Below are 24,744 nucleotides of genomic sequence, written 5' to 3' on the forward strand. Positions count from 1 at the left end.
CTGCTACCGGTTCAGTCCACAGGTGCTACCGAATGCACCTTCCCTACAATTCGACGCAACACCTTCGGGAGCAACCAGACTTTCATCAGGAAACTTGTAGTACTGAATATTTAGACGTAGCGCAGTCGATGTGTTGAAACAGAGACCTTCGAAGGGTGAAAATCTCATATCCAGTTGGCCATCTCTATCTGCGAAGACACTGAAAGAAGTGGTTACGATTCCACCTGCCAGCGAACCGAGAGCACATGTTCGCGGCGGTCCGATGCCATAAGTGCCTGTTCGATCATGCCGATGTAGTCATCCGCCTTCTGCCTCAGGCGATCACGTTCAACCTTATAATCGTCGTAAAGACTCTCAGCCCGCCGAGCCAGCCGCTGCGCTTCCTTCCGAAGGCTTAGCCGCTCAGAGAGGTCCCGCGCCCGCCGCTCACGAGACCTAGCCTCGTCCTCGTCCTTATTGATCTTCCGCACCTCGGCTTCGTACTTCGCCGTATGATCTCGCAATCGAGACTCCACGAGGTCGCCCTGCTCGATGCTGTATTGAGCCGTCCGGTCCTGAACCTCTTTCCTAAACCGTTTTGCTTGGACATCCAAATGCGGTCGGACCTTTTCCAGATCAATATCTTGCGCCTCACCAACCCGCACGCAGGCCAAGTCGAAGAGTTGCTCAACAAGTTCCGCGTCGAGCTCTTTTCCCGACTCGGTCACGCCTGCAGCCAGCAGATATGACTCCTCTGAGAGGTCACCACCGACCTGGGTAGCGAAGGTAAGCAGTTCGACTGTCAAAACACCGCGTTCGCCCACTAAGTTACTCACAGCAGCGGCAGCTCGGTCGGACCGCCCCACCGAGAAGCACAATGTCCGCACTGGTGTCTCCGCCCCGAGTGCGCTCTTGATGACAAAGCGGCCCAATTCACTTCCGTAACGATACTGGTGCGCTCCTTGAACTGGCTTGGATTTGAAGAAGTACCGGCCTTTAGGAATGCCATCGGCGGGTGCTGTACAGAGCACAAAGTTAAGTCCGCTGTCTTCGAACTGCGCGTAGGCATCAAGCTCTCGACGAGTCACTTGCAGGAGCAGTCGCTCAAAACTGTTGAGAACAACCTCTTGCTGTGCATCATAGGTTCGCAGCTTGTCTTGCACGTTTGGGTCCAAGTTGTCGAAAATCCGGGCCCGTGCCGACTGCATCTCAGCAGAAATTTCAGCCTCGTATTGACGCTCGACCTCATCAAAGGCGCAATTTATCTCTGTAGCTGTCTTACAGCGTTCCAAGATTCCGGCGATCATCTTTTCGAAGTCGAGGCCGTCTTCGATCGTGCCCAAGACTTCATCGGATGCTCCGAACACTGATTTGAAGAGGTTGAACTTCTCAGACAGCAGCTCAAGTATACGATCTTCGGCAACGTTTCCCTTGTTCGAAAAATTGACCACGATTACATTATGCTGCTGCCCGTAACGGTGCACTCGTCCGATACGTTGCTCGACGCGCTGTGGATTCCAGGGAAGATCATAGTTGACGAGCATTGAGCAGAACTGCAGGTTAATACCCTCGGAAGCTGCTTCTGTGGCGATCATGATTGTTCCGCGTTCGCGAAATTCGTCGACGAGCGACTTCCGACGATCTGCCGAAGGTATGCCAGTGATCAGGTCGGAGTCTTCGTTCGTTTGAAGCCAGGCGTGATAGATCGCGTTTGACTCAGGTGAGTTGTTTGTACCGTTAAAAAGCACCAGGCCGTCTCCCCAGCCGGCTTCTCTAAGGTTGGCAGCAAGATACTCTTGCGTCTTAGTAGATTCCGTAAAAATGATTGCTTTTTGCGGTGCTCCGAGTTCAGCGAGTTTCGCGAACCCTTGGTCCAAGGCCTCCAGCAGCTTAACTGCTTTCTGGTTAACTTGAATCGACTTTGCGAGGTCTGCATATGCACGAAGTTCGTCAACTTCGGCCAATCCCTCACGCCGCATATCTGCGGCGACCTCATCCTGAACCTCTATAGGCGGGACTAATTGCGCGGCTTCAGACGCTTCAATCTCATCGTAAGTTAGATCATCGTCAATGAGCGCACCACTGTTTGAGCGGCGCATCCCAGCATGTAGCTCATTTTCAAGACGATTCGCAATACGCTCCAATGTAGAAGCAACAGCATACGTTGACGAGCCTAGGCGCTTGCGCAGGATCAGCGCCGAAAGGTGCCTTTGCGATTTTGCGAAGGCGTAGAGTTCGGGTCGCTGAAGGTAATCATTGACTTTGTCATACAGGTCACGTTCCTCTGCCGAAGGCATGAACCCAAACGTGAGCGGCATTCTCTCTGTGAACCGGATGTATCTCTGTGCGTCGCTTCGTAGGGTACGCTTCGCAAGGTGCGAGATACGACTAGCCAGATCATCGTTTCCGAAGTCTTCAGGGTGATCTACATACCTCTCTCTAAACCCTTCTATAGAGTGGAAGAATTCCGGGTCGAATACCGAGACTAGCCCGTATAGCTCCTCGAGCCGGTTTTGCAAAGGCGTAGCGGTAAGTAGAAGAGACTTACTCGCCGAACTCATAACTTCAGATACCGCCTGGGCGATCTTCGCATCGCCTTTCCAGTGCGACCGCAACCGATGTGCTTCATCTGCGACGATAAGATCCCAGTTCCGAGACAGGTCTTCTACGTTGCGCAGTACGAACTCGTAAGAGCAGATCAGCACGTCGGAAGCCATGAGCTGCGCTGGCTTGAGTAGCTCAGCTTTGCTGTTCGCATCGAGAAGCTTCGCAGGGATCGCGAACTTCTCAACGAGTTCTTGCTTCCATTGCTGACGGAGGGAGGACGGCGCTACGACTAGAATCCTACGTTTGCGCTCTGCCCAGTACTGGCAAAGCACAATGCCGGCCTCGATCGTCTTTCCAAGCCCCACCTCGTCGGCGAGAATTACGCCCGGCGATGAAGACGTCTGCAGGGCGAAAAGCGCAGCGTCGATCTGGTGCGGTTTGGGATCCACCTGGGCATCAAAGAGCAGGCCCGCGAGTTTTCCAACGTGATCGGACGCGTAGGAGCGTTCGAGTTGATGCGCATAGAACTTGGCCTGGTGCGCTGTCAGCCGTGCTGTCATCCTTCTTCCTACCGGTAATCACTCGCCAAGTCAGACTCGTAGAGTGCCTTCGCGTCTTCGACATTGCGGATCGCGTCGCGCACCTGGTCTCGCTTAAGATCAAGGACCCTGTACACGCCGTTCGTTTCGGCGACGGACTCGATGCGTCGGAACTCCGCGCCGTAGGATTCAACAAAGTCAGCGAGACCGCGCAACTTGGGCATCGCATCGGCCAAGTGGTGCCCGTGTGGGTCGACGAGGTCGGCCGTGATGCCCTGCTGTCCTTCGGCGAAGAAGATAAAATCAGGTCGCATCGCCTTCCACTCGCGAGATGGCGTCGCATATGCGATCGCAAGCGACTCCTCGACACCGCGGTCTGGATTTCGCCACCATCCGACGTAACCGTTGCGCGATGATTCCGCAGCGAGCACGTGGCGCTCCCATGCATTGAGGTCTGCAGGGAAGCCGCCCGTTTCGTCCACCATCAGGTGCTGCCGATAGAGCGGGAGTACACGTTCCGATCCGTCAGCTTCACGGATCTTGGCCTCGGCTTGGCCCGTTTTCGGAGTAACGAGTGCAATGCGCTCCGGTTCCGTTGACATGCTTTCCAAGCGCTCGTACGCGGATTGCTTCTCGTCGGACAGATTCTTGCGATCGACGCGTGTGTCGGTCAGCCACTCCTGCGCAAACCGATCAGCCTCACGCTCAACACTTTTGACAATATCAGGCACGAGGCCAATGGCAGCAACCTCGACATAAGCATCCAAAAGATCGTCCTCGACCGCATCGTCGGGCACTAGGAAGTCGACATAGGACGAGCATAACGCCTTGCTCAGATTTCGCTCGGCCACCTTGTACGCTTCGTAGATCGCCCGGGGATCAGCTGCAGTCTCAAAAGACGAGTTGACCCACAGGCCGCCGTCCAACCGTGCTCGCAACTCTTCTCCGGACATCGTGAGAACGTCTTGACGCGCACCATCCACCTGCTCCTGGTACTGCATGGCACGAGACTGGACTACGCGGTTCAGCTCGTCATTAGCTATCCTCACAGCCTGATGGATAACTTTGTCCTTCGTCAGCTCCGACGCGAGCGCCGTGAACCGCTGAATAGGCTTTGTATGGTGCCTCGGAATGGTGACTGTCGGAAGGGACTCAAACTTCTCCCACACACTTGAAGGAAGATCACCATTCGGATGCAATGGCACTGGGTCGAACAGCACACGCCTTCCCTCGCCACCGCCAGACTCGCCTTCATCGTCTTTGGACGTTGCGCCGTGCATGAGCATTTCGGCGACTCTCATCGCAGTGACGCGATCGAAGTATGGAAGCATGCAGTCAACCGAGTTAAGAATCTCATTGCCCGGGATTCGGCGCGCCAGCGGCGTGCGAATCATTCGCCCGAGGAGCTGCGTGATGTTGGTCGGGTCGGTTGCAGGGCGGAAGGAAACAAGCACTTCCGCGCGCGGACAATCCCACCCAGTCGATATCGCGGACTTTGCGATCAGCACACGAATGTGCTTCGAGTCTTGTACTCGCTGGGGCTCGATGTAGGGCACGAAGTAACCACCAATATCGAGGGCTTGATGCTCGCCAAATACGTTAGCAACAGCATCGCGTCCGAGCCCGGGCCAGGCTTCGTAGATTGAGTCGAGAGCGCGCGTGATCGTTGCGTCATCCGGCTTGTCCGCCATCTGAACGACGAGGAGCGGCACGACAGCATCAGGCTCCCCTTGCTCTCGAGTGTAGGTTTCCCATTCGTCGCTGGAGGCCCGAATCTTCTCAACCGCGCGGCGAAGCAACGTCGTGTCAAATGCACCGGCTTCAGCTGGAATTGTCAGAACAATGTCGTCCTTCAATAGTCCCGATGCTTGTACCAGCGCTGAATCAACTTGGACGCTCGGGAGCCCGGTTCTGCCCGTGACAGACTTCATCGTATTCTCGAATCGATCCACAGTTGCGGAGATACCGAAGACGACTGGAATCGGCGGCACCTTGCCCTGGCCATTAATCAGGCGTTGCACGATGGTCGCTCGATCTCGCTGAGGCTTCATACCGCGGTGCGCTTCGTCAAGCACCAGGTAGAGTGTCAGTTCGGGGTTCTCGATCGTATTGATGATCGTGTCATAAATATTCGTCTGTGCGTTGTCAGGCGTAGGGCCAAGGTCGAACAAGCGTGGGTCATCTGATACATACTTGTCAGAGCCCTTGACCAGAATCGAACTTTTGCTGAGCTTCTGCGTATTCAAGAAGTAGACGTTCCCAGGAGTGAACGCCGCAGCGCGAAAGTCAGAACTGATTAGCTTCAGCCTTGGGCCGAGTTCGTCAGACGCAGAGTGGATACGTACACGCGACTGCTCGTTCAGCGCCGGATCATCCGAGAACCACAGCACAACAGCGCCCGGGTCAGATGGAAAATCGAACTCATCTGAACCGAAAATAAGAGCCTCAATTACGGCCGCCGCCATGACTGTCTTACCTGCGCCAGTGGTTGCAGAAAGCGCAAACTGCGAAAGCGAGCCGTACCTGCGGTAAACATCCTTGGCCTGTGTGAGATTACGGAGCACTCCTGCAACAGCGTCGACCTGGTAATCCTTCAGTGTGTATCGCATCAGTGGCTACGTCCTTGGTTGAGCTCAAAGTTCTGCAGATACGACTCGTACAGCCGTATCATGTTTAGGTCAGCCGGGAGCTCGCGGCAGACCATCTGGAAGGCTGCGTCGTCATCCGTAACCACGAAGATCGTACGGACAGCTCTTGCCATTCTCAACGACTCAAGGAATTCGTCAGCCGCATCAAGATCCACCAGGACACCGTATACTTCGGACAAGTCCCAGCCTCGTTCATCGATGGAGTCGATGATCCGTCCCGTCGATCCAGCTCTCATCCAGAGTATGGGCGCTACACGCTCGAATGAGCGATTATGCCGCACCGACAGCCGTGTCTCATACGTCAGCGTGAAGAAGGCAGCATTCTCGTCAAGGCCGTCCGAGATCGCAAACTCGTCAGTGAACTTGTAATCTCCTTTGACTGACATACCATCTGGAGTTCTCCCCGTAATTGCCGCAAGAATTCGAGGCTTAGTAATGAAGTCGCATATGCCCAAGCGTTCCCATTCCTCATCACCTGGGCGTAGGCCGGATGATCTTAGGTCAGCTTGCACCTCTGCCGCCACTTCGTTGTTGGTTATCGAGATACATTGCCTGCGCCCGTGGTCCTGTCGATTCAATCGCATTACAGCGTGCGCGGTTGTGCCTGATCCAGAGAAGAAATCAAGTACTGTCGCCGATGGTTTGTTCGCAACGAAGAACCTAAGAACATCCTCGACGGCGTACAGCGACTTAGGAAACGGGAATGACCGCCCAGGCAACAGGTTCCTGATCAAGTTGCTACCGTGATGGCCAGCACTATGTCTTGCCAGATTCCACACTGTCGTCGGGCGGAAAGACGCCTCTGGGGCATCTCCCTCACCGGTAATAATCGAGCCATCTTCTCGGTGGCCAACTACCTGGTAATCGACTCCAACCTTTTTTTGCTCCCCGGCTTTGAGGTAGGAGATCGCAGTTTCCGCGCCCTTAGCTATACCAAGGCGAGCGAATCCTGAACTAATGAGACTCCTGAGAGCCGCAGGACCGACTTGCCAGCGCCCCTCTGATCCATCCCGACGAAGTGGCCAGATTGCCACGCACCCGTCAGGAACTGGAACGTTTTCCTTCGATACACCCGCACCGGGAGGCTCGCCTACGCCTTTGAAGTGTTTAGCCGTCTCATCAAGAAACACAGGGTAGAACATGCCTTCGCGGTCGCTGCGCTGTGCACCAGTTCCCGTGCGCTTGAGGCTAGCCCAGTGGATTGCACCGCGAACGGTAGCGGTGCTTGTTCCGCCCCACTCGCGACCAAGCGGGAGCGGAGATACAGCTGCCTCCCCGAAATAGACACAAAAAATATACTCTTCAGACCGCTTAAACAGTCTACCGCGGGCACTTCCCTGAGGAGCAATTACTGCAGTCACCATCTGAATATCTGCGTCTGGGAAAATCTGTTCCAATAACATCCCCAGTCGGAGGTACTCTTTCTCGTCAATCGTGACAACAAGGACAGAGTCTTCCGGATTCAGAAGCTCCTTAGCGACCAGCAAACGTCGCTCGATGAAGGCCAGCCATTTAGAATGCCTGTAATCATCATCGCCTTCAACATAGTCATTGTTGTACTTCCAGTCACGCGCGCCAGTGTTGTAAGGGGGATCTATGTAGATTGCATCGATGGCGCTGCGATGGGTGTAGGTGAGCATCTCTAACGCATGGAAATTCTCCGCGTTGATCACAGTATGGAACGGCTTGTCTCCGCCACGTTCGATTCGGCCAGTTTCAACGAGACCCGGATAGATCTTATCCTCAAATTCTGCTACGACAACGAGATCTTCGACGACAACTTCGATCCGTTCCGGGTGCTCTCTCGTCAATTCGATGAGCTTGGCGACGCCCCTGCCAAACTCGTCTACATAAAGAGAATCTACGCGCCACAAACGCTTATTAGCCTTATTGAGCGCGCCGCGCGGAGGAAGTACACGCACCTTCGCACCACGTCGCACGGCTTGGTGAGGAAGTTCAACGGCCTCAGGCTGGTGGCGTTCAAACACAAGCCCGAAACTCCGCCGCTTTGTCAGGGCATCAATTTCCTTCTCAAGGTCCGCTCCGAGCTGATTGTCTGAGCTGCGAACCTGCTTCAGAAGGTCAGTGAGTCGTGACATATCTTATTCGTTCTCCTGCGTCGAAGCGCCACCTCGGCGCACCCACTCGTCAACTTCACTGGCTTGAAATTTCCACAGCCGTCCCACTTTATGAGCTGGCATCTGCTGTGCAGAAATCCAGGCATAAACGGTGTCTTTGGAAACACCAAGATGCGCAGCGATTTCATCGGCGGACATCCAAGACTCAACCATGGCGGCTCCTACTAGAGGCACTGAGTACTCAGTACTAAGTCGGATCATACCGGATTGCGGCCGAGAAAAATGGAACTTGGTAGGCTTAAGCGGGTTTAGGCGTCTCGTGCGCAAACTCTGGGGCCCTGAGCCTTTCCTGTCAGATCAGGATTGTAGTCCGATACCGCGGTGACTCAGTTAAAGCGATTCGTGTGGATGCACAGCTGCCACAAACAGGTTCTTCGCAGTTCGGGTGTCGGACTGGTACGTATCCGCTACATAGAGGACGCTTAACACCCCTCGTATACCTCTGGCTTACATTAAGCCTTGATCCACCGATGTAAATAGCCGGATCAAGCCGCGCGTGGAATGGAAATGCCCCTCCTGAGCTGGGAAAATGGTGATGTTCTAAGTCAACATTCCCGGCCAAGAAAGGGGCACCTCTCAGGTGCTATTCAATCACACACCCGCGGCTGTGTCTCATTCCTTCGATGATGAGAACCTCACCGCGACCACCGGGCTGGTCCCGATCATGGGCCTCGCCCAGAAAGCCGGCCTGCCAGACCTCGCCGACGACAGGTTGACCGTGTCGACCACCGGCGCTGATAAAGGCGCGAACCCAGCCGCGAAACTCGCCACCCTCGTCGGCGGAATTGCCGCCGGGGCTGACTCGATCGATGACATGAACATCCTCCGCCACGGCGGCATGACACACCTCTTCGATCGTGTCTACGCGCCCTCGACCCTGGGGTCGTTCCTGCGCTCGTTCGCCTTCGGCCACGTCCGGCAACTCGACGCGATCTCCTCCCGCTTCCTGACCAACCTCAACGAGCACACACCGCTGCTACCAGCCAGCGAAGACACTGGACAAGCGATGGTGTTCGTCGATGTCGACGACACCGTCATCGATGTCCACTCCGCGTCGAAGCAGGGAGCTGGATTCGGCTACCAAGGCAGTCGTGGCCTCAACGCACTGTTGGCGACCGCATCGACGGGCGACTCCAGCCAGATCATCGTCGGCCAGCGCCTGCGCAAGGGCTCAACCTCGTCAGCCCGGGGTGCTGACAAGTTCGTCGCCGACGCTCTGGCCACCACGACCCGAATCAACTCCGGCCTCCCAGCCCTGGTCAGGGCTGATTCGGCGTACTACTCCTCGACTGTGACCAAAGCCGCCCGGGATGCCGGGGCTGAAGTATCGATCACGGTCCGCATGGACAAGAAGGTCAAAGCAGCGATCGGAACAATCAGCGACGGCGCATGGACTGGCATCGAATACCCCGAAGCGATCTACGACGAAGAGACCAGGGCCTGGATTTCGAAGGCCGAAGTCGCCGAGGTCCCGTTCACCGCATTCACCTCGAAGAAGAAGTCCCTGCACGCCGCCGGCCGCTTGGTGGTCCGCCGCATCCCTGAACTCAACGAGACCAAACGCACTGCCGGGCAGGACCCATTGTTCGACTTGTTCCGCTATCACGCGTTCTTCACCACGGTGGACAAAGACCGTTTCGACACCGTCGCTGCTGATCACATCCACCGCAAGCACGCGATCATCGAGCAGATCAATGCGGAGTTGAAGAACGGTGCCCTGGCACATATGCCCTCTGGGGTGTTCAACGCCAACGCCGCCTGGGTAGCAGTCGCAGCGATCACGCACAACCTGATGCGGGCTGCGGCCGGACTCATCGGTGGCAGGATGAGCAAAGTGCGCGCTCAGACGCTGCGGACACGGATCATCGGCATCCCGGCCCGGATTGCTCACCGGGCCAGGAAGCTGATTGTGCACCTGCCGAGACGGTGGCCGTGGGCGACGGAATTCGCACGACTCTGGCACGCGGCTCTGAGCCCACCTACACGATCATTGTCCTGACCGATTCGCTCCTGCTCGAGCACGACGCCGCAGGGTCTGGAGGAGACCCCGGGGAATCATCTATGTGGAAGAGACCGGTGAGAGACCGGGACACTACTTCCTGCCCTCGCACCGCGTTCGCACTCGAATCCGAGTGAGCCCCTTGCCATCAAGCGAATCGGTGGATCAAGGTTAAGAGAGTCTATGCACAGATAAGCCAACGACATCTAGTGTCCTGCGCCGGTAGTTCGTTGCATTAGTCGTGAGAGAGATTCCAGTATCTCTTCCGCGGTTTTCGTCCACACGAATGGTTGCGGGTCCTCGTTCCACGCCTTAACCCACTCGCGAAGGTCTTTCTCCAGGGCTTGCACGCTTCGGTGGTCACTGCGCTGGAGGAGTTCGCGGGTGACTTCAGCGAAGAGCCTCTCGACCTGGTTGATCCACGACGAATACGTGGGCGTGAAATGAATATGGAACCGCTCATGCTTGCCCAGCCAGTTCCGCACCAACGGGTGTTTGTGCGTGCCGTAGTTGTCACACACGACGTGGATGTCGAGGTGGTCTGGAACGTGTTTGTCGATCTTGGTTAAGAACTTTTTGAACTCGATCGCGCGGTGCTTGCGGTGTGTCGAGGCGATCACGGTTCCATCGGCGACATTCAGCGCTGCGAAGAGACTCGTCGTGCCGTGGCGGGCGTAATCGTGGGTACGTTTCTCCGGCATGCCCGGCATCATCGGAAACGCCGGCTGGGACCGAGACAGCGCTTGGACCTGGGACTTCTCATCGACGCTGAGCACGACAGCGGACTCGGGTGGATTGAGGTAAAGGCCGACGATGTCGTAGACCTTTTCCACGAAGAGAGGGTCGTTGGAGAGTTTGAACCCATCGGCGCGGTGGGGTTTGAGTTCGAAGGCCTTCCAGATCCGTCCGATCGTCGATTTCGATAGTCCGCTGCGTTCGGCCATCTGCGCCCGTGACCAGTGGGTGGCGTTTTTCGGTGTCTGTTCCAGGGTTGAGGTGATGACGTCCTCGACCTGCTCGGCCGTGATCGTGGCGGGTCTACCTGGGCGTGGTTCGTCGACGAGACCATCGAGTCGGTCGGCAATGAATCGGTTCCGCCATTTGGCCACAGTCGCGGGCGTGCAGCCGAGGCTGGTGGCGACTTCCTTGTTTGATCGTTCCTGCCCGCAGCCGAGGATGATTCGTGAGCGCAGAGCAAGGGCTTGTGAGGACTTGCGCCGACGGGACCAGCGAGTCAACGTCTGGTGTTCTTCATCGGTGAGGATCAGTTCAGCTTTCGGACGACCGGTGCGAGGCATACTCCATTCTACAACTTCTTACACGAATTTACGGCGCAGGACACTAGCACCAATCTAATTAACTCACCGGGGTTGCAGAGGACGTAGTCCGATATCCCTAGTATCGGTCGATTGCGCTTATCAGCGCGGCATTCTGCCAGCCGCAATGGAGATCAGGCGCCTCCTCAACTCGTAGTCGCCTGCGCAACGGGCAGGCGGACCTCGGCAATGGCACCCAGCAGCGGCAGATGAATGAGAATCTGCTCAGGCAGTCTGCCTACCGTATCGTGCAATGCTTGCGCATACACTTCCAGCTGGCCGAGGTAGTTCTCACAGATATGTCCGATCGGGTCAGTACCGGGATAAGACTTGTGGTCGACGAGGATGTGCCCGCCATTCGGCAACACCACCCGGGCATCAACCCACCCTTCCATCACTTGGCCATCATCATTACGCCACGCGATCGGGGACTCCATGACCACTTCGGCGTCGGGGTACGTTGACGCAATCCACCCCGTCCACCGGCGTCCCAGCTCAGTGAGATTCTCGGGAGTCAGCACACGGCCTGCGTCCCACCTGGACAGGATTCGTTCAGCCGCTTCGTAGGCGGCTTCGTACGACACCTTGCTCAGCGGCAGCCCGAGGTACGCATGCACAGCATCACCGATCCGATCCCAATCCTTACCTCCCTTCGCGACTAGCGGGTCCCCCAGGTCGGCAATGAGTGCCACATCAGCCTTGACAGCGTCGGAAGGTACCCCGCTGGCGGTGAACCGTGCTGGACAATGGAGTGGCGTCTCGGCAGGTCGTCTAGCAGGGATATCCGTGGCGGCGTAGAAGGACGGAGCAGACGGTTCGACTGACTGCTCGTCGTCCTCCGCCTCGAGCGAATATGCATTGATACGAATCGGCAGAGTGGGCGGGATCGCGCTGCCACTGTCATTTGTTCGACGGCGATCAGCGATCTGCAGAGTGCCGGCTTCGTTCGCAGCAATGGATTCGCCGTCTGTAGCTGTCGGAACTTCCCACTGCAGGAGTTCGTCATCGACCGAAGCACTGAGTACGTTCCGCCTGCCCACCGGATCACCGAATGCCAAGATGCTGTGGCATTCTGCCCGGGTGAGCCCGACGTAGAGCAGTCGTGCTGTCTCCCGATCTTCAGCGTCCTGGGCCCGGCTGACTACGTCGAGCTCGCCGAGTCGCTGCTTCAACGGCGCATAGTTCTTGAGCACACCCGGAAGGTAGCGCAGTGAGCGGTTCGCCAGGGGACGCCGGGCGTCGAAGACCGGGGACTTCTCCACATTGATCTCCCGGTGTCCGTAGTCCTTATCGATCGGAATCCCGACAACCACGACCGGCCACTGCAGCCCTTTGGACTGGTGCATGGTTGTCACCAGCACAGCGTCGTGAGCCGACGTCTGCTCGTAGGCTGCAGCCGCGTCTTTGAGGTGATCGAGCAGTCCTGCGGACGTCACCGGCATCCGTGTCTGGTGCGCCGCGTCCTCGTACTCCCCCGCTATCTGGCACAGCGCATCCAGTGTCGCCAAACGCGATTCCGGCGTCGTCCAAGACTTGATCCTCTGCGGCAGGTCCAACGCGTCGATGATCGCAAGCAGCAATTCGACCGACGAGTGGTGGGCGGCATTCACAGCCAGATCGGACAGGGCAGTCAGCGTCGGATCGTGCCACCATTCCCGCGGATGCGTGCGTCGCTGTTCCTTATCCGTGATTCTCGCCGTGTCTTCGAACCACGTGTCGTGTCTGCCATGGTCCGACATCAGGGTGACGAGCTCAGCCAGCGCCACACTGTCATTGGGATCGACGACAGCAGCCAGACCGGCGGCGACGAACTGTCCCTCCCTCGTCGAGAGCAGATCGGTCGTCGACCCGACCGCACGGATGCCTCGCGTTCGAAGCTCGGCGACGACGGAAGCCACCTGCGAATTCGTCCGCATGAGGACCGCAATGTCACCCTGGCTGACAGGACCGTCCGGCAGCTGAGGCGAGCGCCGAAGAAGGTCATTGACCCCCTCGGCGATGGTTCGCACCATCCGACTGTCCGACTGCGCGTCCTTTCCTTTGTCCAAGTTCGGAACCCACAGTTCTCTGCTACCGATGCTGCGCAGGTGCTCACGCTGCGGTGGGATGCTCAGTGTCACTTCGTTGATCGCTTGGTCGGAGAACACCTGACCGAACAAAGTATTCGACAGTTCGAGGGGCGCATCCGTTGATCGCCACGAGGCGCCGAGGTTCTCCGAGGCGGCCGTGCCCAGATCCGTCGTGCCGTCGACGGGTGCGGAGAAGACCTCATTCATCAGGTCCGGGTCGGCACCGCGGAAGCCGTAGATGGCCTGTTTGCGGTCCCCGACCCAGATGACCTCATCGACGAGGTCGGCCAGCTCTATGAAGATCGCTAGCTGAATGGGAGAAGAGTCCTGGAACTCGTCGACGGCCAGCAGACGGTACCGGGAGGCGATCGATGATCGCACCCGCTCGTTCGACTGGAGCAGGTGGAGCGCGCGGACTTCTTGATCGACGAAATCCATCACGCCGAGGCGGTTCTTCTGTTCCTCGTATGCGCTCAGTGAGGCGATCGCGGTGTCGATGACCAGATTGATGAGCGCCTCGATGTCATTGTGAAAGGCGCTGTTGGCCAGCAGCTGATCGGACACTAGTGGACCGCTGGAGTTTTCGAGGATCTCGAGCGGGACCTTGCCCGGTTTCTTTCCGCCCGGCGCGGTCGGATAGTTCGCCTCTGCCACCTTCGCCCATGTCGACCACGGGATACGTGCGAAGGGGTCGGCCTCCTCGGCGTGGGAATCGACGTCACGCAGGAAATGATCGAGCGTGATGAGGCTGCCCTCGACGTTGGCGATGCTGCCCTTCTTCACGGTCACACGAGATTCGTCCGGCTGCGGCGTATCGTCTAGTGCGCTGTTGAGCGCGGTGCGAAGTTCCTCGATGTCGCTGGCCAGACAATCACGCCAGGTCTGTCGTTCGTCGGAACGTTGCTCCGGCAGAGCAGAGAGGTACAGTTCTGCCGAGGCTCGTGCGGAGGCGCGCAGTTCCTCCTCGCCGAGGTGGTTCGCACGTGCAGCCTCTGCGACTGCCTTGACCAGTCGTGACCAAACGATCGGACCGTGGCCCCAGGAGCCTTGGTCCTCAGGGCCGCCGTTGTGCCCTGTGCGCAGGAGGAGGTCCCGGTGAGTTGCTTCGGCTTCGGCAACCACTTCGTCGACCGCGGCGGCGAAAACGATCTCCTGTTCGGTTTCGTCGAGGACGCGCAGTTCTGGGGAGAAGCCGGCATCGATGGCGTAGTCGGTGACGAGCCGGCCGGACATCGAATTGATGGTGCCGATGAGTGCGGTGCTGATCTCTTCGGCAGCAGCAATGTTGCCATCGTCGAGCAAGCGTTTCTGCGTCTTCTCGACAAGGTCGGCGGCAGCGCGGACGGTGAAGGTGGTGGCCATGACTTCGCTGGCGCGAAGTGGAGATTCTCCTGGCTTCGCCGGTTGTGAGAGTCGCTGCGAGAGTACCTCGGTCAGACGGTAGGTTTTGCCTGATCCTGCCGACGCGGTGATGACGTGGACGCTCATGAGTAGTCTCCCGCAATGCCGTAGATGAGGTTGAAGTCGCTATAGGACTGCGGCTTGATGACGAAGAGTCGCTGCTCGGTCAGTTCCTCTTCTTTGAGGGCCTTGAGGGTTTTCGTCACGTCTGTGTTTCGCACTCCTGGCGCGGTACCTTGTGCCGCGTGGATGTCGCCGCTCGGCGAATCAAACCTTCCGGTGGCGATGTTCGTGAGTGCATCTTCGACCGACCGCTGGATGATGGGCCAGAGTCCGGAAGGATCTCCGCCGAGGCCGTTCCCCTCGTCATCGAAGCTGTCGGCTACTCCTCCGGTGAAGTTCGGGTCGAGAGCAGAGTCTGTCGAGACGAAGCGGCCTTGTTTGAGCATGAAATACGAGGTCAGCGGTTTCGCTCCGGTCGGGGTATCAGCCGTGCGGGAGTAGACGCTGAGCTGGACGGCTTCACCGTCGTCGAGCATCGTCCGGTATCTCTTATCAAAGTTCGCCCATTTGAGGTCGACGATTGCTGGACGCCCGTCGTCGAATGTTCCTTCGAGGTCACGTTGGCCGCGCAGGGGAATCACTGTTGGAGTGCCGGCAATGATGAGGGTCCAGTCATAGGTGAAGTCTGCCTCGGCGGCGGTGATCCTAACTCCTCGTTCCTTCAACGCTGTGAACAGGTGTATGAGTGAGGCGAGCGCGGTTGTACGGATCGTGTTCCTGCGGGTGAGCTGGCCGGGTAGGAGGAGTTCCGAGGCGAATCTCGGAACCAGCCGGTCGAATGCCTTTGCAATCACCGAGGCCATGGGATTATTGTCGCCTCTCGTTTCTCCGGCATCGACGAGGTGTTGGACGACGGCGTGGACAAGCGTGCCGATCATACGGTTGTCGGTGGGAATGTCGAACGAATATCCGTGTGAGAGGCCGAGTGCTCGGTTGAGTGTCCACTCGAGGGGGTCGCTGAGCAGCTGATCGATCTGCGTGTACGACAGAGTCTCGGGCAGCAGGTGGGTGAAGTCGCCGTCGAGGCTGCGCGAGACAGTCTGCGGTGGCTCGAAGACTTCTGTTGCTGCGAGGTCGGTCGCGACCGTTAGGTTGTTCAGCCGCCATGATTCGTCGTCGATCAGTGTGGCCACCGGCTTAGCGATCGTGGGATGGGTGAGAACCGCATCGACGGACTGCGTTTCGAATTGCTCGAGATCGGCGGCCGACAGGTTTTCGGCAAGTCGGGACAGTACAGGGTGGAGGGGGACTTCTTCTCCACGGACTGTATCGGGGCAGAAGCACAGGAGCATCTGGGCCGAGCGGAGTCCTCTGAGTTCGGCTGCCTGACGTTGCCGTTCGCGTTCGGTGGCCGGCGAGATCTGGCAGCCTGCCGCGGTGAGGGCCTCGACCTCTGCGGGGTCCCAGGTCTCGGCCTCGGACTGCGTGGTGCGGCGCGATGACCACCAGACGATCGTGTCTGCGTCAGCGGGAACCTCAGACGGGTCGTTAACCACGGTCCATGCGGCGGCGTGAGCACTGGCCGACGCATGAGCCGACTGCGGGGCGCACGATTCAGCGATGTCGAACAGTTCTCGGACCCGCAGGGTGTCGACGTCCAGTGCCGTGAGAGCGGCACGGAAAGAAGCGATATGGTTCGATGCCTCGGCGAGGAATGTAGCGGTCGTGCTGTGTGAGCTTTGGGCAGTCTTCTGCTGGCGGAGAGCGAGCTTGCGCAGGCGGGTGCTCAGCCAGTCGAGGGCTGGCTGCATGGAGTCGAGCGTGAGGTGGTCTTCGACGATCTCTGGCGGGGAGACTCGCAGGATGCTGTCGAGGGTCTGCGCGGTGTCCCTCGCTGTCGCGCTTGTGTCGGGGTCCTCGTACGCGCGAGCCTTCAGTGTCTCGAGCGCCTTCATCCACGCCGACGCGGGGTCGCCGGAGATTCCGGGTTCTTCAGTCAGCGCGCCGAGCAGAGCGGACGAGACCGAGCGCGACACGAGAGTCAGCGTCCGTGTCTCGGGGTCGTCTGAGCCGAAGGAGAGGTGAAGGAATTCGGCAACGCGTCGAATGTCAGTCGGGGGCAGGACAGCGCTGAGAAAGACGGGAAGTACTTGCGCGGACGGAGTCGTCGGCGACGATTTTGGAACTCCCAGGGCGGGAGCACGTCGTCGTGCCAGCTGCTGGTCGAGCACGGTGGTGGAATCGCCGGCGATGATGCTGATCCGCTCACGGTCGGACACGTGGGCGAGGTATCGGGCGGCCGCCTCGGCGGTGGACCATTCGTCCTGGCCACGGACGATGGTGAGCTTCGGAGTCTCGGTGGTGGGGCTGGCCTCGGTGATGGTGACGCCGGAGTCGTTTAGGGCAGAGACGATGTCTTGCCAGACGGGTGGGAGGCCGGCACGTTGGTCGCGGAGTTCAATCGTGTCGATGCCAAGGGGCCAATCTGTGCCGTGGAGTCGGAGGAGTTCGAGGACTTCTCTCAGATCGTCGGCGCGCCCGGGTGCCAGAGTCGCGGTCGGGTCGTGAGGCGGCCCGAGTGTGACGTACTTTTCGACGGTGGCCAGGGCGACCAAGCGCGGGTGACTGGTGTAGTCCTGGTCGTCGGTGGTCGGGTGCCATCCGGCTTCGATCGCGTCGTCCCGCAGCTGCAGGAGGTGGTGGGCGGTGTTCCATGGGTCGTTGGCGAACGACCTGCGATACCAGGGGTGATCGGCCTCAGCCAGGAGGGAGCGGTACTGTGCGATCCGCACCGGTCGCTCGACCGTGGGGCGAGTCGTTCCCAGTCGGGTCTGGAGGATGCCGAGGAGACCAAGCGGGCCGGTGACGACGGTGGTGCCGGCGTTGTTTGAGTCATCTGTGTTGCTGCGAGACCGCCATGGTGCTCGGTCGAGGGGCCACCCGAACTCAATGTGCATCCCTGCTCCTCCTGGCTCGCTTGATGACGACAGTAGTAGGGGCGTGGGGTTTCACCAAACGATGTTGCAAAATTTCGTTGCGTACGCGCTATCGCCTATACAAATCAGCCATGATGCGCAACTGCGCGTCCCTGGAATAAAGAGGGTTCGATGCATCCGATACTGTGGAGAAGTCAAAAACTTGCAGGCAAGCTTGAGGAGCGCAATGAAGGGCCAGCCTACTGAGATTTGGAAGCTTTACAACAAAGCGAACTCAACTCTTGAAATCCCCGTCTATCAGCGCAACTATGACTGGCAGATCCCTCAATGCACTCGTCTGTTCGACGACCTTGAACGATTGGCACAAGCGGACCCGGCACGGTATCCAAAACACTTCTTCGGAGCAGTTGTCGGCAAGCAAGATGGCTCCTGGAGGTGGGTTGTCATCGATGGTCAGCAACGTCTTACAACAATCAGCTTGCTCATTTTGGCTTTGGCCCACGCCGCAGACACTGGTGAAACCGAACCAGGTCAAGACAGTGAATTGCCCCGGAGGATCGTTGATGACTTCCTGCTTGTCGACGATGACCCTCGCAACCTCAAATTCAAGCTCAAACCGGTCAAGAACGATGCCGCCGCCTACAAAGCACTGTTCGGTCCCGAAGACGAATTCATCGAGTCATCGAACGTCACGGCCAACTACAGATATTTCCGCCAGCGGCTTACTTCTACCAGCCTGACGGCCGCCCAACTCTGGGACGCAATCTGCCGGCTGGAAGTGATGCACCTTGATCTTGAACCTCACGATGACCCGCAACGAATTTTTGAGTCATTGAACTCCACTGGCCTCAATCTCAGCGAGTCCGACAAGATCCGCAATTTCGTATTGATGAATCAGCAGCTGAGAGAGCAGGAACGCCTGTACGAAGACCGTTGGAATCCCATTGAAGAGAATGTCGACTACTACACAGATTGGTTCATCCGCTGGTATTTAACGGCAAAAACGAACAAGACTCCCAAGGAGTCAGACGTCTTCGAGGCGTTCAAACGTTTCGCAGAACGAAGCAAGGACAGCATTCCGCAGATCCTTGATGACATGTTTGAGTACTCCAAGAACAGTCGCGCTATCACCCATGCTGCGACTGGTTTTGCCACCGTCGATCGCCGCTTACGCCGTGCCAATCTCATCATCGGCGACGTGGTCCACCCATTCCTGATGCCAGTTGTCGCCGATGCTAAGAGTGGGGTCATCGAAGAGAACGACCTCCACGAGGTCATCCGAATCATTGAGACTTATCTTTTCCGCAGGGTCACCTGCGGTGTAGCTGCAAACGCTGTCAACAAGATCATGGCGACTGCGTACACAGAGATGCGTAAGCTTCGTACAGAGAATCAGACATACGCATCATTGCTCACATACCTTCTACGGCGTCGTGACGGAGGCTCTGGTCGGTTTCCGACCGATTCCGAGTTCGGTGAGAGCTTCGCAACCAGAGATTCATACCACCTCCGCCCAAGTTATCGTCGATACCTGTTCGACGTGCTAGAAAACGGTGATTCGATGGACAGCCGTGATATCGCCAGCGGAATCGAATCCGGCGATCTGACCATCGAGCACATCATGCCGCAGACTTTGACTCATGCTTGGGAAGATGAGCTGGGTGGCGACGCGGAACGCATTCATGAAACATGGGAGAATCGCATCGGCAACCTCACTGTCACCGGTTACAACTCTGCGTATTCCAATTCCTCCTTTGCTAGGAAAAAAGAACTTGACAATGGTTTCGCGGCCTCGCCGTACCGGCTCAATACGGATGTGAAAACAGCTCAGAGATGGGACGAGGCTGCTATGGAGGCCCGGTCGGCACGCTTGACGGGTGAAGCACTGCAATACTGGTCATTCGTTGAGACTGACTTTGCTCCGCCCGAAGTTGTCCGGCCCACAGAGCCGCTGGGAACAGATACGTCGTTCCGCGGCCGGGAAATCACTGCCTACGAGTACGAAGATGTGTCGGAAACGGTCACGGATTGGGCGAGCATGACTCCAAAGCTCCTCACTGTTTTGCTGCAGCAACACCGATCCGCATTACTCGAATACGCTCGTACTGACTCCTTGCTGATCTCCGAACCTGCTAAGCATGAGGGAGTCCGTGGGCTACGTGTAGTGGACCCTGGTTTAGGCGTCTGGGTCAACAACAGCACCGACACGAAGATAAGCTTGTTCCGACGAATCTTCGACTATCTGAATCTTGACCCTGAGGAACTCGTTTTCACTCTGCGACCGAGTAAGACTGTCCACAAAGACTTCGATGAGGACGAAGAAGATTCGACCCCTTATGCCACGCTTACAAAATTCGCTGATGCAGTGGCTGAAGTAGCTGCTTTACAAATGGAGGCTTCGGATACTGTTCCACTGAGGGAAGAGTTTGCGGCAGAGTTCCGCCCATTCAATCGAGAGAACTGGATGAACGAGATCGGCCAGCAGCCCCTGAATTCGTTTGTTGAATCAACACCGATCGAGGCAATGACCGAAGAAGAAGTGCTCGCTGTGATTTCTGGGTTGCTTGCGACTGAGAAGATGCTCGATCCCCGAGCCGTCCATCGTGCATTCACAGACGGTTCATTCCAAAACCTCCTCCAGCGTCTAGATAAGGCCGGGCAAGCTTCCTAACGCGCCAGCTCGAGGATCGCCACGGCTGTGAAACTCAGGTCGCACCGAGCGTTATCCCATTCTCGATCACTACTCAACCGAGACGATCATCAACCAAATTGGCGACCCGTCTCATAGAATTTGATGCTGCCATACCGAGTACTAAAGCGCAGAGGTTAGAGACACGTCTCGTCGCCATCGCGTGCGGGGCCAATGCCACCCAGATCGGTTGCAAAGTTCATTCGCGAAGGGTCATGATCACCGTTTGACGGGTCGTGACGGCTGCGTTCTGCCTGATTGTTTTGTCAGAGTGTGAGCAGGTGAGGAACCGTGCGAGCCTTTCCCGTGCGGCCGTTGCCGGCCTACTTCAAGCCAACGAACTCCGTTACCGCCGACAGCTCTCGCCGAGCCTGCGACAGTCCCATCCGATGGGCGGCAGCAAGCCGCGAGAGATCGCGAGTGCTGTTGTCGACCGGCATGCGTTCGGGCGCGAAGACATGCGCTTTGCCCTCCGCTTCGAGCTCGAAGATGCGTTCACGGGTCTCGTTATAGCGCTTCCACCTAGTCAGCAGTGCCTCAGCCAGGGCCGGATACTTTCTGAAGATGCCGCGAAAGACTGCAGGGAATCGCTGCGGCACTTTCTGGTAGACACGTTCTTGCGTGAGAACAATGACGAACTTCTCGAAGCCCTCGCGCTGAGCCTGACTCAACGCGATGCCGCCGTCCTCCCCCATGGCGCCATCGACGTAGACGTGCCCATCGAGGTGCACAGGCGGCATGACAATCGGCATCGTCGATGACGCCTGGACACGGATCATCAGATCGTCGATATTCGGAGTGTCCTTCTTCGACCACACCGCCTCGTCGCCGGTCTCGGCGTCGAACGCAATGATGCGCATGTCGCCGGCGCTTGCCTCGTAGGTGTCCCAGTCGAACGGCAACGCCTCGTCGGGTGCACCAGCACGTTGGTAGATGTACTCGCCATGGAACATACCTTTCCCACGAGCGAAGTACCGCCATCCGCCGAACTCCTCTTCCGCCGCGAACTCAACGAATGACCTGCGTATCCTCCAGGCATCTCCGGACAGGTAGTTCACTGCTGTGGATGCTCCGGCGCTGATACCGGCGACCCAGTCAAATGACAGGCCCGCTTTGAGTAGGGTGACGGCCATGGCGCTGGTGAGCGATGCTCGCATTCCACCGCCTTCGAAGATGAGTGCGGTATCGCTGATTCTCGTCGTCTCCACTGGCTCCGTCATTTGGCCTACCCGAGCCCTTCCCACGTCATCCTCTGCCTGAGCGCTGGTGCAAGAACCAACGCCGCAATCACACTACCAGCAAGTAACATCCAGGCGCCGAAGTACGTGAAGAGTTTGAGCTCAGGGGCCAGGGCAGGCCCGAAGTCAGCGGCCATAAGGATCACCCCGCCGAGGATGAGTGCAGTTGAGACGATGACCTGAATGAACTGTTCAACCGTGGAGACCAGCAGATTCTTGATCGTCGCAATGTTCAGCCCGCTCGTGCCGACGTCGAGCGTGCCGTCCTGCAGGTGACCGGCGATGCGCGAGATCTGCCCGGGCAGCTCGGCGATCTGGGGCGCGGTCGCTGCCGCGTAGAGCGTCATCTCGTGTCGGTCGACTCCCAGTCCCCCGACCTCACGCAGCAGTGTCTTGCCGTGCTGAGTCACGAGCGCCAGCAGGTTGAGCTCCGGCACGAGGCGAGTGATTGACCCTTCGAGGGTGCTGATGGCACGGAACGCCGTCGCAACTGAAGCCGGCATCGGGAAACCGAAATCGACCACGAAGTCGATGAGCTCACCGAACAACGCAGCTGAGGTCGAGCCAGGGGCGCCATCGCCATACTTGAGCATGATCTGCCCGATTTCACGCTGCAGCTCCCGCAGGTTCACCTCGCTCGGTGTGCCGAGCAGTTCGAGGATGGCCGCGGTCGCGGCCTGCGAGTTTTGCGAGTCGAAGGCCATGAGCAGCAGTGCGATGGCTCGGCGGTCGCGTTTGTCGATGCGGCCGACGGCGCCGAAGTCGACGAGGCCGGCACGGCCGGCGCTTGAGACGACGATGTTTCCGGGGTGGAGGTCGGCGTGGAAGATGCCCTTTCCGAGCACCTGGCGGACGACCATGAGGAAGAGGTCCTGGGCGATCTCTCTGCGCGCGATGTCGGAAAGCTGGTCGACCACCTCGTCGCCGTGGGACAGCGGGACACCTTCGACGAGGTCCATGACGATGACGAACTCGCCGGACAGCTCCTTGTACACGTGCGGAATATGGACGACAGACTCGGTCTTCGTCGTCGACCGGCCGGTCTCGTCGGCGAGACGGAGAGCCTCGATCTGGGCGAGCTCGCCGCGGTAGTCGAGCTCGCCCTGCAAGGAATCGACGAAGCTGCGGGCGAGCTTCGCGATGCCGATCTTCTTCGCCCAATCGGTGGTGCGATCGAGACGGTCGGCCAGGGTGAGGACGATATCGCAGTCGGCTCGGACCTGTTTGCGGATCTTCGGCCGTTGCACCTTGACCGCGACCACGCGGCCTTCCCAGGTCACGGCTCGGTGGACCTGAGCGACGGAGGCACCGGCGAACGGTTTCTCATCGAACTCGGCGAACACCTCGGCGACGGGTCGGCCCCATCTGGCTTCAAGCTGATCTTTCACCTCTGCGAACGGAACGGGCTTGACCCCGGCTTGGAGGGTTGAGAACTCCTCGACGAATTCGTGCGGGATCATGTCACCGCGGGTGGCGATGAACTGGCCGAGCTTGATGAACGTGACCCCCGAGGCGGCCAGGGCATCACGGGTGGTGGCTGCGATCTCTCGGAGAGAGACGCGCAGAGTGGGGATTCGGGGTCGAAGGTAGCGGGAGAGGCCGAATTTGATGAGGATCTTCTGGATCTGGGCCAGTCGGTTGACGCGGCGGTACCAGGTGGGGATCTTCGGCGCGTTGCGGATGAGTGAGCTCAGGGTGCCCGACGGCATGATGAGTTCGATTGCCAGGAGGACGAACATCTGGATGACGATGAACCAGGCGAAGAGCAACAGGAAGACCATGATGGCGGGGAAGCTCATCGACAGGTTCGGGTATTGGTCGGATTCGGAGATGCCGAGCAGCTTGTAGGCCTGGAGGGTGATGGGCCAGATGGAGAGGCCCATGATGAGGGAGACGATGGTGTTGCGCGCGGCTCCTGTGCCGGTGAGCATCATCCGCCGGACGAGGAATCCGACGATGAGCGCGCTGAGGACGCCCAGTCCGATGGTGTAGAGGATCGTCACCCGCTTGTCACCTTTCACTCGTCTGTGGTCCTGCGACCCCGTGGGGCGTGGATTGCCGTGGCCGGCACGCTGTGGTCTGGCGCCGTCACCAGCCTAGTGTCCTGCGCCGTAAATTCGTGTAAGAAGTTGTAGAATGGAGTATGCCTCGCACCGGTCGTCCGAAAGCTGAACTGATCCTCACCGATGAAGAACACCAGACGTTGACTCGCTGGTCCCGTCGGCGCAAGTCCTCACAAGCCCTTGCTCTGCGCTCACGAATCATCCTCGGCTGCGGGCAGGAACGATCAAACAAGGAAGTCGCCACCAGCCTCGGCTGCACGCCCGCGACTGTGGCCAAATGGCGGAACCGATTCATTGCCGACCGACTCGATGGTCTCGTCGACGAACCACGCCCAGGTAGACCCGCCACGATCACGGCCGAGCAGGTCGAGGACGTCATCACCTCAACCCTGGAACAGACACCGAAAAACGCCACCCACTGGTCACGGGCGCAGATGGCCGAACGCAGCGGACTATCGAAATCGACGATCGGACGGATCTGGAAGGCCTTCGAACTCAAACCCCACCGCGCCGATGGGTTCAAACTCTCCAACGACCCTCTCTTCGTGGAAAAGGTCTACGACATCGTCGGCCTTTACCTCAATCCACCCGAGTCCGCTGTCGTGCTCAGCGTCGATGAGAAGTCCCAGGTCCAAGCGCTGTCTCGGTCCCAGCCGGCGTTTCCGATGATGCCGGGCATGCCGGAGAAACGTACCCACGATTACGCCCGCCACGGCACGACGAGTCTCTTCGCAGCGCTGAATGTCGCCGATGGAACCGTGATCGCCTCGACACACCGCAAGCACCGCGCGATCGAGTTCAAAAAGTTCTTAACCAAGATCGACAAACACGTTCCAGACCACCTCGACATCCACGTCGTGTGTGACAACTACGGCACGCACAAACACCCGTTGGTGCGGAACTGGCTGGGCAAGCATGAGCGGTTCCATATTCATTTCACGCCCACGTATTCGTCGTGGATCAACCAGGTCGAGAGGCTCTTCGCTGAAGTCACCCGCGAACTCCTCCAGCGCAGTGACCACCGAAGCGTGCAAGCCCTGGAGAAAGACCTTCGCGAGTGGGTTAAGGCGTGGAACGAGGACCCGCAACCATTCGTGTGGACGAAAACCGCGGAAGAGATACTGGAATCTCTCTCACGACTAATGCAACGAACTACCGGCGCAGGACACTAGTTGATCA

The 24,744-nt window shown here is 58.3% G+C and carries 12 protein-coding genes; 3 read left to right on the forward strand and 9 right to left on the reverse strand.

All coding sequences use genetic code 11. From position 1 onward, the window contains the following. Nucleotides 1-212: 212 nt before the first annotated feature. From CXR29_RS10910 to CXR29_RS10925, 4 genes are read right to left on the reverse strand one after another with little or no spacing between them, the layout of a single operon-like run. A complete protein-coding gene (locus CXR29_RS10910; RefSeq protein ID WP_127364525.1) occupies nucleotides 213-3,086 on the reverse strand; it encodes an SNF2-related protein in 2,874 nt (957 codons plus the stop codon). An 8-nt stretch (nucleotides 3,087-3,094) separates the two neighbouring features. Next, nucleotides 3,095-5,674, reverse strand: coding sequence for a DEAD/DEAH box helicase (locus CXR29_RS10915; protein ID WP_127364526.1), 2,580 nt, complete (start codon nucleotides 5,672-5,674; stop codon nucleotides 3,095-3,097). Further along, nucleotides 5,674-7,812 carry a site-specific DNA-methyltransferase gene (locus CXR29_RS10920; RefSeq protein WP_127364527.1) on the reverse strand — a complete coding sequence of 713 codons (2,139 nt, stop codon included), beginning with the start codon at nucleotides 7,810-7,812 and terminating at the stop codon, nucleotides 5,674-5,676. Before CXR29_RS10920 ends, CXR29_RS10915 begins: the two co-directional genes overlap by 1 nt. A 3-nt stretch (nucleotides 7,813-7,815) precedes the next feature. Further along, nucleotides 7,816-7,989, reverse strand: a complete 174-nt coding sequence (locus CXR29_RS10925) for a helix-turn-helix domain-containing protein (RefSeq protein WP_478280049.1) — start codon at nucleotides 7,987-7,989, stop codon at nucleotides 7,816-7,818. Between the two features lie 469 nt (nucleotides 7,990-8,458). Between CXR29_RS10925 and CXR29_RS10930 the strand changes: the two genes are divergently transcribed. Then, nucleotides 8,459-9,850, forward strand: coding sequence for an IS1380 family transposase (locus CXR29_RS10930; RefSeq protein WP_127364529.1), 1,392 nt, complete (start codon nucleotides 8,459-8,461; stop codon nucleotides 9,848-9,850). Nucleotides 9,851-10,056: 206 nt separating this feature from the next. On the opposite strand, the gene CXR29_RS10935 is transcribed toward CXR29_RS10930, so the two are convergent. From CXR29_RS10935 to CXR29_RS10945, 3 genes are all read right to left on the reverse strand, one after another. Then, nucleotides 10,057-11,148 carry an IS630 family transposase gene (locus CXR29_RS10935; protein ID WP_009881631.1) on the reverse strand — a complete coding sequence of 364 codons (1,092 nt, stop codon included), beginning with the start codon at nucleotides 11,146-11,148 and terminating at the stop codon, nucleotides 10,057-10,059. Between the two features lie 164 nt (nucleotides 11,149-11,312). Beyond that, complete coding sequence (locus CXR29_RS10940) at nucleotides 11,313-14,723, reverse strand: UvrD-helicase domain-containing protein (RefSeq protein ID WP_127364530.1); 3,411 nt, start codon at nucleotides 14,721-14,723, stop codon at nucleotides 11,313-11,315. After that, nucleotides 14,720-17,596, reverse strand: coding sequence for a PD-(D/E)XK nuclease family protein (locus CXR29_RS10945; protein ID WP_127364531.1), 2,877 nt, complete (start codon nucleotides 17,594-17,596; stop codon nucleotides 14,720-14,722). Before CXR29_RS10945 ends, CXR29_RS10940 begins: the two co-directional genes overlap by 4 nt. Before the next feature lie 205 nt (nucleotides 17,597-17,801). Between CXR29_RS10945 and CXR29_RS10950 the strand changes: the two genes are divergently transcribed. Beyond that, nucleotides 17,802-20,246: a DUF262 domain-containing protein gene (locus CXR29_RS10950; protein ID WP_164742808.1), complete on the forward strand. Its 2,445-nt coding sequence runs from the start codon at nucleotides 17,802-17,804 to the stop codon at nucleotides 20,244-20,246. A gap of 341 nt (nucleotides 20,247-20,587) precedes the next feature. Here the strand turns inward: CXR29_RS10950 and CXR29_RS10955 are convergent, their stop codons facing one another. After that, a complete protein-coding gene (locus CXR29_RS10955) occupies nucleotides 20,588-21,484 on the reverse strand; it encodes a patatin-like phospholipase family protein (protein ID WP_127364533.1) in 897 nt (298 codons plus the stop codon). A gap of 5 nt (nucleotides 21,485-21,489) precedes the next feature. After that, nucleotides 21,490-23,523 carry an ABC1 kinase family protein gene (locus tag CXR29_RS10960; RefSeq protein WP_241241421.1) on the reverse strand — a complete coding sequence of 678 codons (2,034 nt, stop codon included), beginning with the start codon at nucleotides 23,521-23,523 and terminating at the stop codon, nucleotides 21,490-21,492. 122 nt (nucleotides 23,524-23,645) lie between these two features. On the opposite strand from CXR29_RS10960, the gene CXR29_RS10965 reads away from it, so the two are divergent. After that, complete coding sequence (locus CXR29_RS10965) at nucleotides 23,646-24,737, forward strand: IS630 family transposase (protein WP_009881631.1); 1,092 nt, start codon at nucleotides 23,646-23,648, stop codon at nucleotides 24,735-24,737. The last annotated feature ends 7 nt before the right edge of the window (nucleotides 24,738-24,744 follow it).

This window comes from Brevibacterium linens, assembly GCF_003999335.1.
Lineage (GTDB): Bacteria > Actinomycetota > Actinomycetes > Actinomycetales > Brevibacteriaceae > Brevibacterium > Brevibacterium linens.

Coding starts and splice junctions, on each gene's coding strand:
- CXR29_RS10920 (WP_127364527.1), bottom strand. CDS start 7,812: ATGTCACGACTCACTGACCTTCTGAAGCAGGTTCGCAGCTCAGACAAT.
- CXR29_RS10910 (WP_127364525.1), bottom strand. CDS start 3,086: ATGACAGCACGGCTGACAGCGCACCAGGCCAAGTTCTATGCGCATCAA.
- CXR29_RS10965 (WP_009881631.1), top strand. CDS start 23,646: ATGCCTCGCACCGGTCGTCCGAAAGCTGAACTGATCCTCACCGATGAA.
- CXR29_RS10955 (WP_127364533.1), bottom strand. CDS start 21,484: ATGACGGAGCCAGTGGAGACGACGAGAATCAGCGATACCGCACTCATC.
- CXR29_RS10935 (WP_009881631.1), bottom strand. CDS start 11,148: ATGCCTCGCACCGGTCGTCCGAAAGCTGAACTGATCCTCACCGATGAA.
- CXR29_RS10915 (WP_127364526.1), bottom strand. CDS start 5,674: ATGCGATACACACTGAAGGATTACCAGGTCGACGCTGTTGCAGGAGTG.
- CXR29_RS10925 (WP_478280049.1), bottom strand. CDS start 7,989: ATGTCCGCCGATGAAATCGCTGCGCATCTTGGTGTTTCCAAAGACACC.
- CXR29_RS10945 (WP_127364531.1), bottom strand. CDS start 17,596: ATGCACATTGAGTTCGGGTGGCCCCTCGACCGAGCACCATGGCGGTCT.
- CXR29_RS10940 (WP_127364530.1), bottom strand. CDS start 14,723: ATGAGCGTCCACGTCATCACCGCGTCGGCAGGATCAGGCAAAACCTAC.
- CXR29_RS10950 (WP_164742808.1), top strand. CDS start 17,802: ATGAAGGGCCAGCCTACTGAGATTTGGAAGCTTTACAACAAAGCGAAC.